The organism is Niveispirillum cyanobacteriorum, from assembly GCF_002868735.1.
Lineage (GTDB): Bacteria > Pseudomonadota > Alphaproteobacteria > Azospirillales > Azospirillaceae > Niveispirillum > Niveispirillum cyanobacteriorum.
The window spans coordinates 636,320-650,452 of sequence record NZ_CP025611.1 but is presented as its reverse complement, the minus strand read 5'-3'; the positions used below and the strand labels follow the sequence as shown (position 1 = coordinate 650,452).

General features: G+C 60.9%; 12 protein-coding genes. 6 read left to right on the top strand and 6 right to left on the bottom strand.

The window, feature by feature from the left end; all coding sequences use genetic code 11:
* The first annotated feature begins 4 nt into the window (after positions 1–4).
* The 5 genes from rplI to alr all read left to right on the top strand — a co-directional run bounded on the left by rplI (position 5) and on the right by alr (position 5,677).
* Positions 5–562 (top strand): 50S ribosomal protein L9, encoded by a 558-nt coding sequence (gene rplI / locus C0V82_RS02825; protein WP_102111033.1) that lies wholly within the window; start codon positions 5–7, stop codon positions 560–562.
* Between the two features lie 157 nt (positions 563–719).
* Positions 720–1,955 (top strand): cyclopropane fatty acid synthase, encoded by a 1,236-nt coding sequence (locus tag C0V82_RS02820; protein ID WP_102111032.1) that lies wholly within the window; start codon positions 720–722, stop codon positions 1,953–1,955.
* Positions 1,956–1,997: 42 nt separating this feature from the next.
* Complete coding sequence (locus tag C0V82_RS02815) at positions 1,998–2,945, top strand: glycosyltransferase family 92 protein (RefSeq protein ID WP_158659699.1); 948 nt, start codon at positions 1,998–2,000, stop codon at positions 2,943–2,945.
* Between the two features lie 103 nt (positions 2,946–3,048).
* Positions 3,049–4,554, top strand: coding sequence for a replicative DNA helicase (locus C0V82_RS02810; protein WP_102111030.1), 1,506 nt, complete (start codon positions 3,049–3,051; stop codon positions 4,552–4,554).
* Positions 4,544–5,677 (top strand): alanine racemase, encoded by a 1,134-nt coding sequence (gene alr / locus C0V82_RS02805; RefSeq protein WP_102113191.1) that lies wholly within the window; start codon positions 4,544–4,546, stop codon positions 5,675–5,677. The genes C0V82_RS02810 and alr overlap by 11 nt, the downstream gene beginning before the upstream one ends.
* On the opposite strand, the gene C0V82_RS02800 is transcribed toward alr, so the two are convergent.
* From C0V82_RS02800 to C0V82_RS02775, 6 genes are all read right to left on the bottom strand, one after another.
* Positions 5,678–6,526: a hypothetical protein gene (locus C0V82_RS02800; protein WP_158659698.1), complete on the bottom strand. Its 849-nt coding sequence runs from the start codon at positions 6,524–6,526 to the stop codon at positions 5,678–5,680.
* A gap of 248 nt (positions 6,527–6,774) precedes the next feature.
* The gene (ilvC, locus tag C0V82_RS02795; protein WP_102111028.1) at positions 6,775–7,794 is read right to left on the bottom strand and encodes a ketol-acid reductoisomerase; all 1,020 of its coding nucleotides are present in this window, start codon (positions 7,792–7,794) and stop codon (positions 6,775–6,777) included.
* A gap of 85 nt (positions 7,795–7,879) precedes the next feature.
* Complete coding sequence (ilvN, locus tag C0V82_RS02790) at positions 7,880–8,392, bottom strand: acetolactate synthase small subunit (protein ID WP_102111027.1); 513 nt, start codon at positions 8,390–8,392, stop codon at positions 7,880–7,882.
* A 57-nt stretch (positions 8,393–8,449) separates the two neighbouring features.
* On the bottom strand, positions 8,450–10,216 hold the full coding sequence (locus tag C0V82_RS02785; protein WP_102111026.1) for an acetolactate synthase 3 large subunit: 1,767 nt from the start codon (positions 10,214–10,216) through the stop codon (positions 8,450–8,452).
* A gap of 100 nt (positions 10,217–10,316) precedes the next feature.
* The gene (gene miaA, locus C0V82_RS02780) at positions 10,317–11,303 is read right to left on the bottom strand and encodes a tRNA (adenosine(37)-N6)-dimethylallyltransferase MiaA (RefSeq protein WP_245924132.1); all 987 of its coding nucleotides are present in this window, start codon (positions 11,301–11,303) and stop codon (positions 10,317–10,319) included.
* 43 nt (positions 11,304–11,346) lie between these two features.
* Positions 11,347–12,885 (bottom strand): class I SAM-dependent methyltransferase, encoded by a 1,539-nt coding sequence (locus tag C0V82_RS02775; protein WP_102111025.1) that lies wholly within the window; start codon positions 12,883–12,885, stop codon positions 11,347–11,349.
* Positions 12,886–13,222: 337 nt separating this feature from the next.
* On the opposite strand from C0V82_RS02775, the gene serB reads away from it, so the two are divergent.
* Complete coding sequence (gene serB / locus C0V82_RS02770) at positions 13,223–14,122, top strand: phosphoserine phosphatase SerB (RefSeq protein WP_102113189.1); 900 nt, start codon at positions 13,223–13,225, stop codon at positions 14,120–14,122.
* Positions 14,123–14,133: the final 11 nt, after the last annotated feature.

The following is a 14,133-nucleotide window of genomic DNA, read 5'->3' as shown; positions in this document are numbered from 1 at the left end:
GACAATGGACGTCATTCTGCTGGAACGCGTCGAAAAGCTGGGCCAACTCGGTCAGGTGGTCAAGGTGAAGCCGGGCTATGCCCGTAACTTCCTGCTGCCGAAGAAGAAGGCCCTCCGTGCAACCAAGGAAAACCTCGCCTATTTCGAAGGCCAGAAGGCGCAGATCGAAGCGCGCAATCTGGAACTGAAGAAGGAAGCCGAGGTTGTGGCCAAGAAGGTCGATGGCGTTTCCGTCATCGTCGTTCGTCAGGCCGCCGAGTCCGGCGTGCTGTACGGTTCGGTCACCTCGCGCGATATCGCCGAGGCTGTGACCGCCACCGGCACCACGATCGCTCGCGCTCAGGTCGCCATTGCCGATCCGATCAAGACCCTGGGCCTGTTCAAGGTCAAGGTTGTCCTGCATCCGGAAGTGGCCGTGAGCGTCACCGTGAACGTGGCCCGTTCGGTCGACGAAGCCGCTGTCCAGGCCGCCCGTGGCGGTATGGTCGTCGGTAACGATCAGGACGAGGACGAAGACGAGACGGTCGAAGAGACCGAAGCAACCGAGGAGACCGAGGCCTGATCAAGGCCCCGGACGCCGGATGGAAACATCCGGCACCCAGGTAGCGATAGAGGGCGGTTCCTTTCGGGGGACCGCCCTTTTTCTTTTGGCCAGGTTTGCGGCGATGCATGGCGTGACTACCTTTCCAAGACGTATCAGCGGCTTGGGGTGCACCGACATGCTGTTGTTCCGTTTTCTTCGCTCCATCATCCGCCAAGGCAGCCTGACCGTCATCGACGCGCGCGGCCAGCCCCATCGTTTCGGTGCGGAAACAGACGGTGTCAGGGCCGTCACGATACGCCTGACCGATCCGGCCCTGGAATGGAAGCTGGGTCTGCATCCCGGCCTTTATGCCGGCGAGGCCTATATGGACGGCACGCTGCAGATGGTGGATGGCAGTCTCTACAACTTTATCGATCTGGTGACCCGCAATGCGGGGTTCAGCCATCTGGGCCCCGCCGGGGCGTTTGCGCAACGGATCGGGGTGGGGGTGCAGCGCGTCATCCAGCAGCGCAACCCGTTGGACCGGTCCCGGCGGAACGTGGCCCATCATTACGATCTATCTCTGCAATTCTACGACCTGTTCCTGGATGCCGACCGCCAATATTCCTGCGCCTACTTCCCCCGACCAGGCATGAGCCTGGATCAGGCGCAGGAGGCAAAGAAACGGCATATCGCGGCTAAACTACTGCTGAAGCCCGGCCTTCGTGTTCTGGATATCGGCTGCGGCTGGGGCGGTATGGCCCTGACACTGGCAAAGCTGGCAGATATACAGGTCACGGGCATAACCCTGTCCAAGGAACAACTGACAGTGGCGCGGGCACGGGCGGAAGTGGCGGGCCTGTCGGACCGGGTGCGATTTGAGCTGTGCGATTACCGCGAAGTGCCGGGGCGGTTCGACCGGATCGTCAGCGTCGGCATGTTCGAACATGTGGGCGTGCCGCAATATTCGACCTACTTCACACGGGTGCGCGACTTGTTAACCGATGATGGGGTGGCCCTGCTGCATGCCATCGGGCGGTCAGAGGGGCCGGGCACCACCAATCCCTGGATTCGCAAATATATCTTCCCCGGCGGCTACTCCCCTGCCCTGTCGGAGGTGACGCCCGCAATTGAGAGGACGGGCCTGTGGTTGACCGATATGGAAATCTGGCGCCTGCACTATGCTGAAACCCTGCGGCACTGGCGTGAACGGTTCCTGGCGCGGCGGGATGAGGCAAAGGCGCTGTATGATGAGCGTTTCTGCCGCATGTGGGAATTCTATCTGGTGGGGGCGGAATGTGCCTTCCGTTACCAGGGTCATATGGTGTTCCAGATGCAGTTGGCCCGCGATATAGGTGCCGTGCCGTTGGCCCGCGATTACATGCTGGTCGATGAAAAGCGGATTGCCCATAACCAGATACGGGCGGCCTGAGCGCATGCCGGTGGGCCGTCATGCCGGTTGGAGAAATGTTCCGTGCCGTTGAATCCGCCTGTATCAGCCATCGGCCCCTTCTATCTCTGCGCCATCGTCCGCGACGAAGAAGAAGGTCTGGCGGAATGGATCGCCTATCACCACCTGATCGGCATCGACCATTTCGTCATCTATGACAATGGCAGCGCGGACGGTACGACAACCCTGTTGGACCGGTTTGCCGCTGCCGGTATCGTTACACGGATCGACTGGCCCGACCGTCCGCCGCCTCAGTGGCTAACCTATGGCGGCATGCTGCGGCTGCTGGATGCGGTTCCTGATCCGCGGACGGCGTCATGGGGCAGCCTTGGCGCGCTCGGCCCCCAAATCAGCGCCTATAATGACGCCTTATCCCGGTTTGGTGACCGGGCGGCCTGGATGCTGTTCATCGATGCCGATGAATTCCTGCTGCTGCCCGAAGATGGTCACCTCACCCGGTTTCTGGATCGCTTCCCCAGGCCGGATATCGGGGCCATCGGTCTCCACTGGCGCTATTTCGGGTCAGCGGGGCAGCTTGAACCGGATGGACGGCTGGTGGTTGAACGGTTTACCCGCTGCGCAGAAGCAGCGTTTCCCGGTCATGCCCATATCAAGACCTTGGCACGCCCGGTCGCCCTGGACAGGATGGCCGTTCACGCTGGACTGTTACGGCCTGGGTACAGCTACGTGAATGATTGCGGGACAGCATTCACTCCCCGGCACTTGGCCTTCAACGACCCGATCTCCCATCGGTACAGTCAGCTAAACCACTATTCAGTAAAGTCCCGGGCCGAGTTTGAGCGTAAGCGCGCCAAGGGCAACGCAACGCTGGGCAGTCGCCACCCCGAGGGGGCGATTGAAGCCGAATATTTCAAGCGCCAGGACCTGAACGACGTTGAGGATCGGCGATTAGCTATGTGGACGGCGACCGTGCGCGATCATGCGGCCCGGCTGCTCTCCGGCCCGCGCTGAAGATACCCACAGCTTATCCACAGGTTTCATCCCCTGCCATTCTGGACCCGTACCCGCCTGATCAGGTGACGTCGGCGAAGCGGGTCGCTAGAATGCCGCCGCCATGGATACCAAGCTGATCGACCCGTCCGGCTTTGCCGGTGCCGCCCCCGTTTCATACCGCACGCCGCCGCACAATGAGGAGGCGGAGCAAACGGTGTTGGGCGCCATCCTTGTGAACAACAAGGCCTTTGAAAAGGTTGGCGAATTCCTGCGGCCCGAACATTTCTTCGACCCGGCCAACCAGAAGATCTATCAGGCCGTCCTGAAGATGATCGACCGGGGCCAGGTGGCGAACCCGATCACTCTGAAAGCCTATTTCGAGCAGGACCGCGACCTGTCGGAAATTGGCGGGCCGGAATATCTGGCGCGCCTGGCTGCCGCCATCGTCACCGTCCATAATCTGGAGGATTACGGGCGGGTTATCCACGACGCCTTCCTGCGCCGGCAGTTGATCGAAGTCGGCGAGGATATGGTCAATCAGGCCTACAAGCACGATATCGACATCGCGGCCAATGACCAGATCGAGGATGCCGAAAAGAAGCTGTTCGAACTGGCGGCAACCGGCGACATCAAGGGCGATTTCATCCCCTTTGACCGGGCGCTGACCGCCGCCATCGCCAGTGCCGAGGCCGCTTTCCGCCGATCCAGCCATGTCACGGGCGTCACCTCGGGCCTGCGCGATCTGGACGCCAAGCTGGGCGGGTTGCATCCCAGCGATCTGTTGATCCTAGCCGGACGCCCCTCCATGGGTAAGACGGCACTGGCCACCAACATCGCCTTCAATGCCGCTAAGGCCTATATGCTGTCGGGCGGCAAGGAAGGGGCGCCGGTCGGTTTCTTCTCCCTAGAAATGTCCGCCGAACAGTTGGCCCTACGTATCCTTGCCGATCAGGCGGAGGTGTCGGGCGACAAGATCCGCCGCGGTGAAATTACGGCCACCGATTTCCCGAAATTCGTGGAGGCCAGCCAGTATCTGGCCCGCGTGCCTTTCTTCGTGGATGACACACCGGCGCTGACCATCACCGCTGTCCGCACCCGCGCCCGCCGGTTGAAGCGCACACACGGGCTGGGCCTGATTGTCGTCGACTATTTGCAGCTTCTGCGCGGCGGCGGGTCGAACCGGGGCGAGCAAAACCGCGTGCAGGAAATTTCTGAGATCACGCGCGGTCTGAAGGCCATCGCCAAGGAACTGGACCTGCCCGTGATCGCCCTTTCACAGCTTTCACGTTCGGTGGAAAGCCGCGAGGATAAGCGGCCGCAGCTTTCGGACCTGCGCGAATCCGGCTCCATCGAGCAGGACGCCGACGTCGTGATGTTCGTGTTCCGTGAACAGTACTATCTTGAGCGTGCGGAGCCTGGCCGCCGCCCCGACGAGTCGGAAGACAAATACAACGACCGCTATGCGCAGTGGCAGGACCGGCTGGCCCAGGTCCATAACACCGCCGATGTGATCATCGGCAAGCAGCGTCACGGCCCCGTCGGCACCGTGCGCCTGTATTTCGACGGCAATTACACCCGCTTCGGCGATCTCGACACGCAGCATGGCGGCGGATCGTATGACGAGTGATCTGGCGGGGCTGTTGAACAGCCCCGATGCGGCCCGCGTTGGCGCCGTGCTGGTCATCGATCTGGCGGCCCTGGTCGCCAATTGGCGCGACATGGCGGATCGGGCACCGGGGGCCGAGTGCGCCGCCGTGGTCAAGGCCAATGGTTATGGCTTGGGGGATGTGGCCGTTGCCACGGCCCTGTGGCAGTCGGGTGCCCGTTCCTTCTTCGTGGCCGATATCGAGGCCGGTGTGCGGGTGAAGACGGCCCTGCCCCAGTCCCGCACCCTGGTACTGCATGGTGTACCTGCCGGGACGGAGGCAGAGCTGTCGGCGCGCGGTCTGGTGCCGGTGCTCAGCAGCCTGTGCGAGGTTGAACGCTGGGGTGCCTATGCCCGCAAGCTGGGGCGCAAACTGCCCGCCCTTATTCATATCGATACCGGAATGAACCGGTTGGGCCTCCCACCTGCTGAATTGGATCGATTATGCAATGATCCAGCCGGACTGCTGGATGGCATCGATTTACAGGCCTGGATGAGCCATCTGGCCTGCGCCGATGATCCGACCAATCCCTTCACGGTGGAACAGTTGCGGCGGGTACGGGCGGCATTGGCCCGGCTGCCCAATGCGCCGGTCAGTCTGTCGAACTCTGCCGGTATCTTCCACGGGACCGATTATCATTTCGATCTGGTGCGACCCGGTATCGGGCTTTACGGCCCCAACCCCGCCCCTTGGGCACCCAATCCGATGCGGCCCGTCATCCGGCTGCTGGCCCGTATCCTGCAAATCCGCGATGTCGCCCCGCCCGACACGGTCGGATATGACGCGACACACCGCGTGGCGGCGCCAGGAAGGGTGGCGGCCCTGGGCATGGGCTATGCCGATGGCTATCCCTGGTCGCTCGCTGGAAAGGGTGTGGCGATGGTGGCGGGCCACGCCGCCCCCCTGATCGGGCGGGTATCGATGGACCTGCTGACCGCCGATGTCACCGGCGTGCCGGATCATCTGCTTCAGGTCGGTGGCTGGGCCGACATTATCGGCCCGCACCGCGATGTCGATCAGGTCGCCAAAGAGGCCGGTACCATCGGGTATGAGGTGCTGACGCGATTAGGGGCGCGGTATCACCGAATTTACATCAACGGCTGATCACGCCGTGATCGACACGAACGATTCCGTAGTCTGGATGGCGATGGTCAGCGTCTCGGTATAGGTGCTGGTGTAGGTGACATCCATCACCGTTCCAGCCGTGGTACTGGCGGCGTCCGCCGCCCCGCCGGGATCGATGGTTTCCAGAGTACCGTTCAGCCGTTCCAGGGTTTCGCCCGCCGCCGCCAGATCGTCGCGGGACGCCTTCAGGCTCTCTTCGAACTTCTGCTTCTCCTCCTCGCTCATCCACAGGGTATTACCCTTGTTGGCTTCGGCCTGGGTCAGCAAGGTGCGGGCGCGGCCCGCAATGTCGCGCACTTCCTGCACATAGGCGCGGGCGTAAGAAACGGGAACGCCACCCGCCGTCATACCGGGCTGCGGCTCCGCAGGCGTGGCAGGATCGGGTTCACCGCGCGCGATGGCGGCGGCGCGTTCAGCGGGATCGACATTCCGTCCCTCTACCAAACCTCTTGCCTCTTCCGCCAGTTTGCGGGTCATGCCGGTGGCTTCACGGGCGATCTGCGCCAGCTTGCGGGCATCGCCGCGCGCGGCGGCCTGACGCGCCTCCTGCTCCAGTTCGCCCATGCGGCGTTTGGACTGGGTCAGTTTCTCATTGGCGGCCTTACGGTCGATCTCCGACCGGGCCTGATCCATGTATTTGCCCAGTTCCTCGACACGCGCAGCGCTTTTGGCGGCTTCCTCGAACCCGCCACCGGTAAGGCCGATTTCCATCAGGCGTTTATATATGTCTTGCTGTGACCGGCCCTGATATTGCTGGGCATCGGCCTTTTTGAATCGTTCTTCGACCGCCTTATCGACATGGCGGTCGATAGCCGTCTTCATCGCCATGGAGTTCGTGGCGCTGAAGAGCGGACTCGCGTTTAGCGAGATCATGGGCTCCCCCAAAGGCGATCATTTTGATCCACCCAAAGGGTAAGACACTCGCGTGATACGGGCAAGTCGATAAAATTGTATCTTTAGTGATAGTCGCCAAAACAGAAGCCGCCCGGCAGGTCTCCCTGCCGGGCGGTTTCTTACTGTTCCCTCAGGCGCCGGGCGCCGCCATCCAGCGGCTTGGCTTCCCTTCGGTAACTGGCTTAGTTCTTGGACTTGTCCACCAGCTTGTTGGCGGAGATCCAGGGCATCATGGCGCGCAGCTTGGCGCCCACTTCCTCGATCGGGTGCTCGGCCTCAATGCGGCGGGTGGCCTTGAAGGACGGGGTGCCGGCCTTGTTTTCCAGCATCCAGTCGCGCACGAAGCGGCCCGACTGAATGTCGGTCAGAACGCGCTTCATCTCGGCCTTGGTCTCGTCCGTCACGATGCGCGGACCGGTGACATAGTCACCATATTCGGCCGTGTTGGAGATTGAGTAGCGCATGTTGGCGATGCCGCCTTCGTAGATCAGGTCCACGATCAGCTTCACCTCGTGCAGGCACTCGAAATAGGCCATTTCCGGGGCATAGCCGGCTTCGACCAGGGTTTCGAAACCCGCCTGGATCAGCTTGGTCAGGCCACCGCACAGGACAGCCTGCTCGCCGAACAGGTCGGTTTCGCACTCTTCCTTGAAGGTGGTCTCGATGATGCCCGAACGGCCACCACCAACGGCGGAAGCGTAGGACAGGGCGACGTCGAAGGCATTGCCCGACGCGTTCTGGTGAACGGCGACCAGGCAGGGAACGCCGCCGCCCTTCTTGTATTCACCGCGCACCGTGTGGCCGGGGCCCTTCGGGGCGATCATGAACACGTCCGTGTCCGGGCGCGGCTCGATCAGGCGGAAATGCACGTTCAGGCCGTGGGCGAACGCAATGGCGGAACCCTGCTTCAGGTTCGGGCCGATCTCGTTATTGTAAAGCTCGGCCTGATGCTCGTCCGGCGTCAGGATCATGATCACGTCAGCGGTGGCCGCCGCCTCCGCCGGGGTGACGCACTTGAAGCCGGCGGCTTCGGCCTTGGCGCGGGTCGGCGAATTGGCCTTCAGCGCGATGATCACGTCGGTTACGCCGCTGTCGCGCAGATTCTGGGCGTGGGCATGGCCCTGGCTGCCATAGCCGACGATGGCCACCTTCTTGCCCTTGATCAGGTTGACGTCGGCGTCGCGATCGTAATAGACGCGCATGGGAATGTTCCTTCGTTCTGCTCTGCTGTGGTCAGGTCCGGCCCCCGGTGCGGGGTGCCGGCATTGGGGTAAACTTGAACTGATCTTAGAGGGTCGACGTGCCGCGCGACAGGGCGGCAGCGCCCGTCCGGCTGATATCAACCTCACCCAACTGCTGCATCAGGTCGATGAAGCGGTTCAGGTCATCGGCAGTGCCGGTGATCTCAAACACAAAGCTGTTGATGGTGGCATCCACGACGCGGGCCTTGAAGACATCACCGATGCGCAAGGACTCCACCCGCTTCTCGCCATTGGCCACAACCTTGACCAGGGCCATCTCCCGCTCGATGAACGGGCCTTCCAGGGTCAAATCCTTGACCTTGTGGACGGGGACCAGACGGTCCAGCTGCACTTTGATCTGTTCGATGATCATGGGCGTGCCCGATGTGACGATGGTGATGCGCGACAGGCTGTCGCTCGCATCAATCTCCGCCACGGTCAGGCTTTCGATATTGTAGCCACGGCCAGAGAACAGGCCGATGACGCGCGCCAGCACGCCCGGCTCGTTATCGACGAGCACGGAGATGGTGTGGCGACGGATGCTGGTATCTTGGGTCACGGGGCGAGGCTCCGGGAATTCTGGTCTTTATCGGGCGAAGGGGCTGGGATGGCTGGCTTACACCAGCACCATCCCCTCCTCCGGCGTGGCTTCAGAAACCTTGTCCGCCGGACCCAGCAGCATTTCATTATGCGCCTTGCCACCGGGGATCATGGGGAAACAGTTTTCCTTCTGGTCCACGCACATATCGACGATGACCGGGCGCGGAATGGCGATCATCTCGGCAATGACATCGTCCACTTCCGACACTTTGGTGGCGCGCAGACCAACACCGCCGAACGCATCGGCCAGCTTCACGAAGTCTGGCAAAGCCTCCGAATAGCTTTCGGAATAACGTGAGCCGTGCAGCAGTTCCTGCCACTGCCGGACCATGCCCATCCATTGATTGTTCAGGATGAAGACCTTGACCGGCAGGCGATATTGCAGGGCCGTCGACATTTCCTGGATATTCATCTGGATCGACGCTTCGCCGGCGACGTCAATGCAGAGCGCGCCGGGATTGGCGATCTGTGCACCGATGGCGGCGGGAAGGCCGTAGCCCATGGTGCCCAGGCCGCCCGAGGTCAGCCAGCGGTTGGGCTTGTTGAAGGGCAGGAACTGGGCCGCCCACATCTGATGCTGGCCCACCTCGGTGGAGATGAACACATCGTCGCGACCGGCCACGGCGGCGCGCAGACGCTCCAGCGCGTATTGCGGCTTGATGACCTTGTCGGTCTTCTCGTACTTCAGGCAGTCCTTGGACCGCCAGACGGCAATCTGGTCCCACCAGGACTTCAACGCAGCCTGATCGGCACGCTTGTTGCGGGCCTTCCAGATGCGGATCATGTCTTCCAGGACATAGGCCGCGTCGCCGACGATGGGCAGATCGACGCGAACATTCTTGTTGATGTTCGACGGGTCGATATCGATATGGATTTTTTTCGAATTCGGGCTGAATTCGCTGACCTTGCCGGTGACGCGGTCGTCAAAGCGGGCGCCGACGCAGACCATCAGGTCGCAGCCATGCATGGCCAGATTGGCCTCGTAGGTGCCGTGCATGCCCAGCATGCCCAGCCACTGCTGATCATGGGCCGGATAGGCACCCAAACCCATCAGCGTGGTGGTGCAGGGATAGCCGGTCATGCGGACCAGCTGCGTCAGCAGTTGGCTGGCGACCGGGCCGGCATTGATGACACCGCCGCCGACATAGAAGATGGGACGCTTGGCATTGGCCAGCATCTCCACCGCTTCCTCAACCTTGTTGAGGTCGGGTTTCACCTGCGGACGGTATGACTTAGGCTGGCTTTCGCCCGGCGTGCGATAGACGCCGTCGGCAAACTGCACATCCTTGGGGATGTCGATGACGACGGGGCCGGGACGGCCATTCTTAGCCACATAGAACGCCTCGTGCAGCGTACGGGCCAGATTGTTGACGTCCTTGACCAGGTAATTGTGCTTGGTCGCGGGCCGGGTAATGCCGGTCGTGTCGCATTCCTGGAACGCGTCATTGCCGATCAGGTGCGTCGGCACCTGTCCCGTCAGGCAGACGATGGGAATGCTGTCCATCAGCGCATCAACCAGACCGGTAACGGCATTGGTGGCACCGGGGCCCGACGTGACCAGAACGACACCGACCTTGCCGGACGAACGGGCATAGCCCTCTGCGGCATGGACGGCAGCCTGTTCGTGGCGGACCAGGATGTGCTTGATCTGGTTCTGCTTGAACAGCGCATCATAGATGGGTAGTACCGCCCCGCCCGGATAGCCGAAGATCGTATCTACACCTTGGTCCCGCAGGGCCTTGATGACGATTTCCGCACCGGAGAGGATGGTTCCCGAAGACATGGCAGACGCTTTCAAACAGTTCCAACAGGGTTGAAAAACGCCGCATCTCGCAGGGGCGAAAGGCGACGTGGCGGCACCCTAGACGGAACCGGAAAGATGGTCAACCGGTTTTGGCAATGATCTTAGTCATGCCTGTCATGATACGGTCATAAAATTTCGCGAACGCCCCTTCAGATGCAAGTTCCGTCGAATCCAACCGCACTGCGGAAGGCATCTGGTTACGAAACCATGTCAATTGCCGCTTGGCATAATTGCGGGTCAACTGCTGCGCCCTGGCGATGGCTGTTTCGCGGTCCAGCGTGCCGGACAGGATGGCCGCAATCTCCGGCACGCCCAGCGCCTTCATGGCCGGCAGGGCGGGATCGAGGCCCTGGGCCATCAAGGCCGCCACCTCCGCCTCCGCCCCCTGCTCCAGCATGATCCGGAACCGCTGGTCACATTGCGCGTAAAGGCGCGGGCGGGGTGGTTCAACCACCAGGGTCGTGAAGGACAGGTGTGTGGGCACATCGGTCGGCGGGGCCGCCTGCCAGTCGCTGATCGAACGGCCCGTGGCCTGCATCACCTCCCAGGCACGGATCAAGCGTTGGCTGTCGGTTGGGTGCAGGCGGGATGCTGTTACCGGATCCACCGCTGCCAGACGGGCATGCAGGGCGGGGCTGCCGATCTCCGCCTGCAAGTCCATCGCGGCATGACGGATGTCCGCCGGGATGTCGGGAATATCGGAGAGGCCCTGCATCAGGGAGCGCAGGTAGAGCCCGGTACCGCCCACCACGATGGGCAGGCGCCCCTGCCCGTGCGCTCGGTCAATCTCCGCCAGCGCCAGTTCCCGCCAACGCGCGGCACTCATCCGCACCGAGGCGGGCACGATACCATATAATATATGTGAGGCCTCCGCCTCGTCCGTCTCTGAGGGACGGGCGGTGACCACACGCAGGTCGGCATAGACCTGCATGCTATCGGCATTGATGACAACCCCGCCGACCCGCTTTGCCCAGGCCAGAGCGAGCCCGGACTTTCCCGAAGCAGTGGGGCCGCCAATGATGAGGACTGGGCGCGGTTTAGCAATGAGGACAGAAGTTGGATTCATTGATTGGTGTTAACCCCCGCCCCGGCATTTCGCAAGCAGGCCTTCAGCGTGGCATCGTGCTGACGCCTAACCCTGTAAGCCGCTGAAACTCACCAGCTCGGAACTGCTCCACACGCCGGGCCAATTCATCGCGGTTTTCCGCTTCCGTACGCAAAGACCGGCTCTCATGCACCAGACGCTGCCCATTGTCCCGCAGCCGGGTCCACGCCAAATCAACGGGATCGATTCCGCGTTCTAGGGCGCCGAGGATAGTGACATTCAGCCAATCAGTGAGAATGCCGCTGCCGAGCAACGGCGAGGCCCAATAGAGATTACATCCCATACCCGGCTCTTGAAACAGCGCCTCGTTAATGGCCGAAGCCCGAACCCGGCGAACATCGTAACCCTCATCCGGCAAGCAAAGTGAAGCCTGTTCAGTGGCAACCAGGACAACAAGCATCTGCATCAGGCTGGTCGCACTGAACTTGCTACAACTTTTATCCTCAATCAGGTCCATCAGCCTAACCGGACCCTTGGCCATGCGCTGTAGTACAGGTCCATAAAGCTCCAAGGACAGCTGCGCCTTCCCGTTCAATGTATCCAGGTTGGAGACGAAAGAGTCGGGAGTGATTGTAAGCGCAAAGCGATAGTTGGACAAAATCTGCGCCCGGCGCGCGACGCTGAGTTTTCGAGGACCACGCACAAAAATGTCACGCCGAAATCCCTGGCTCACCATAATGTCGCGCAGGCTTTCTTTACGATTTGGGTCCTTGATCTTGTTCAACAAGGATAGCTGCTCATTGGATAGATTAACCTGATCAACATGGTCCTTAAGATATGCCGATGCCGCAAAGCTGAGCTTGACGCTCCAGAGTTCCTCGGCCATGTCGGCGAAGTAGGACGGGTGCCATTCCTGTCCAAGAAATTCATGGACGATATAGCCAAGTGCCTTCTGGTCCATGGCTTTGATCTGCGCTACCGCCCCGGGCACATGCTTAAAATAATGCGCATTAGTTTCAATCAATTCCCTTGTAAGCGCCAGCGCCTGGCTGATCTGCTCCTGCCGCCCTCCCGCTGAGGCCTCTGCATGCTCTTGAATAAGTTTTCGCAACGGCGCCAAAGGCAGCCAGCCAACAGAACAGTTGTATGAAATATAAACAACTCCACCCGAACGTAATTTTTTCTTAATAAAGCTTAATATATGTTTTCTATTCTCAAGCGACACCCAACTATGAATTCCATGGAGACTTATAATATCATATTCAGGCAAATCCGATTCGTCCAGAAACTCCTGAAAACTCCGCTCATGAAAACGAATATTTTGCAATCCGGCAGATTCAGCTGCTGCTCTCGCCGCCACGATCTGGCTAGGATTGAAATCAACAGCATCAAAAGTAATGTGCGGATAGGCCATAGCCATCATGTTGGCCGTCACACCATACCCGCACCCAAGTTCGCAGTAGCGCAGTGGCTGGTTGGCATCGGGTGCTTCGAAGCCTTTGAGGGTCATGCAGAATTGCAATGAATGGGGCAAAAGCTCCCCATAGAAATTATTCGTGTAGTTAATGTCGGCAATATAGCCGTCAGCCCAATTCTCCAGCATCACGCATCACCCAAATTATGAGTTCGAAGCGGTACCATGGTAAGCGCAAGATTGTCCAGACGCAGTCAAGCTTCGGAGGGCTGGACTTTTAACAGGGTATTCGAACTCTCTATTTCGTTCTCAGGCGTATATTCAATATGGTGCTGGCCGGATGATGTGCACGTATCATAGCCAAACCGGCGCGTGATCCAGCCCGTTGATGCGTTCAGTTTCCTTCCCCCCATGGCGACTTGATATTTCTAGATGGCTTCCCCCCACAGACGATTGATTGCCAGCGGTTCAATTGGGGGCGATAAGGGCGGCAATCGACCACCCCAATTGGACGGGACCTCCGATGCTGCGACAAGTCTTGACCCTGATCGCCGATCCGGCCGTCTTCACGCTGGACGATGCCGTCGCCAAGCAGGCCCGCGCCGCTCTGGCCGATCTGGGGGCGCAGACAGCGCCGGCGGACTGGCTGGTACCGAGTATTGCCTGTGATATCGGCTTTGACGGGCTGAATGACGACCAGGCGCAGGCCGCCGTGGCCAAAGCGCTGGCGGGCATGCCGGTCGATATCGTCGCCCAGCCGGTGGAAGGCCGTCGCAAGTCAGTTCTGGTCGCCGATATGGAATCGACCATCATCCAGCAGGAGATGCTGGATGAGCTGGGCGATCTGGTTGGCGCCCGCGACCGTATCGCCGCCATCACCCACCGCGCCATGAATGGCGAGATCGACTTCAAGGGTGCCCTGCGCGAACGCGTGGCGCTGCTGGCGGGGCTGGATGCCGGCGTGCTGACCCAGATGATCGGGCGCATCACCTATATGCCGGGTGCCGCTACCCTGATCGCCACCTTGAAAAAGCATGGCGTCTATTGCGCCCTGGTATCGGGCGGGTTCAAAACCTTCACGGCCCATGTGCGCGAGCAACTGGGCTTTGACGAGGATCAGGCCAATGACCTGATTGTGGAGGGTGGCAAGCTGGCAGGCACAGTGTTCGAGCCGATCCTGGACAAGGATGCCAAGCATCAGGCCCTGATCCGTATCACGGCCGCAAAGCGCGTGCCCGTGGCGGCCAGCATTACGGTGGGCGATGGGGCCAATGATTTGCCCATGCTGATGGCCGCCGGCATGGGTGTCGCCTATCACGCCAAGCCCAGTGTGGCCGCCCAGGCCCGTGCCCGCATCGACCATGGCGACCTGACGGCCCTTCTCTATATTCAGGGATACAGGGCTGAGGAAATCGTGGTGGCGTAAGGTCGCCACCA

Bases quoted from the DNA above. Each gene is read 5' to 3' on its own strand.
- rplI (WP_102111033.1), top strand. From the start codon at position 5: ATGGACGTCATTCTGCTGGAACGCGTCGAAAAGCTGGGCCAACTCGGT.
- C0V82_RS02820 (WP_102111032.1), top strand. From the start codon at position 720: ATGCTGTTGTTCCGTTTTCTTCGCTCCATCATCCGCCAAGGCAGCCTG.
- C0V82_RS02810 (WP_102111030.1), top strand. From the start codon at position 3,049: ATGGATACCAAGCTGATCGACCCGTCCGGCTTTGCCGGTGCCGCCCCC.
- alr (WP_102113191.1), top strand. From the start codon at position 4,544: ATGACGAGTGATCTGGCGGGGCTGTTGAACAGCCCCGATGCGGCCCGC.
- C0V82_RS02800 (WP_158659698.1), bottom strand. From the start codon at position 6,526: ATGGCGATGAAGACGGCTATCGACCGCCATGTCGATAAGGCGGTCGAA.
- ilvC (WP_102111028.1), bottom strand. From the start codon at position 7,794: ATGCGCGTCTATTACGATCGCGACGCCGACGTCAACCTGATCAAGGGC.
- C0V82_RS02785 (WP_102111026.1), bottom strand. From the start codon at position 10,216: ATGTCTTCGGGAACCATCCTCTCCGGTGCGGAAATCGTCATCAAGGCC.
- miaA (WP_245924132.1), bottom strand. From the start codon at position 11,303: ATGAATCCAACTTCTGTCCTCATTGCTAAACCGCGCCCAGTCCTCATC.
- C0V82_RS02775 (WP_102111025.1), bottom strand. From the start codon at position 12,885: ATGCTGGAGAATTGGGCTGACGGCTATATTGCCGACATTAACTACACG.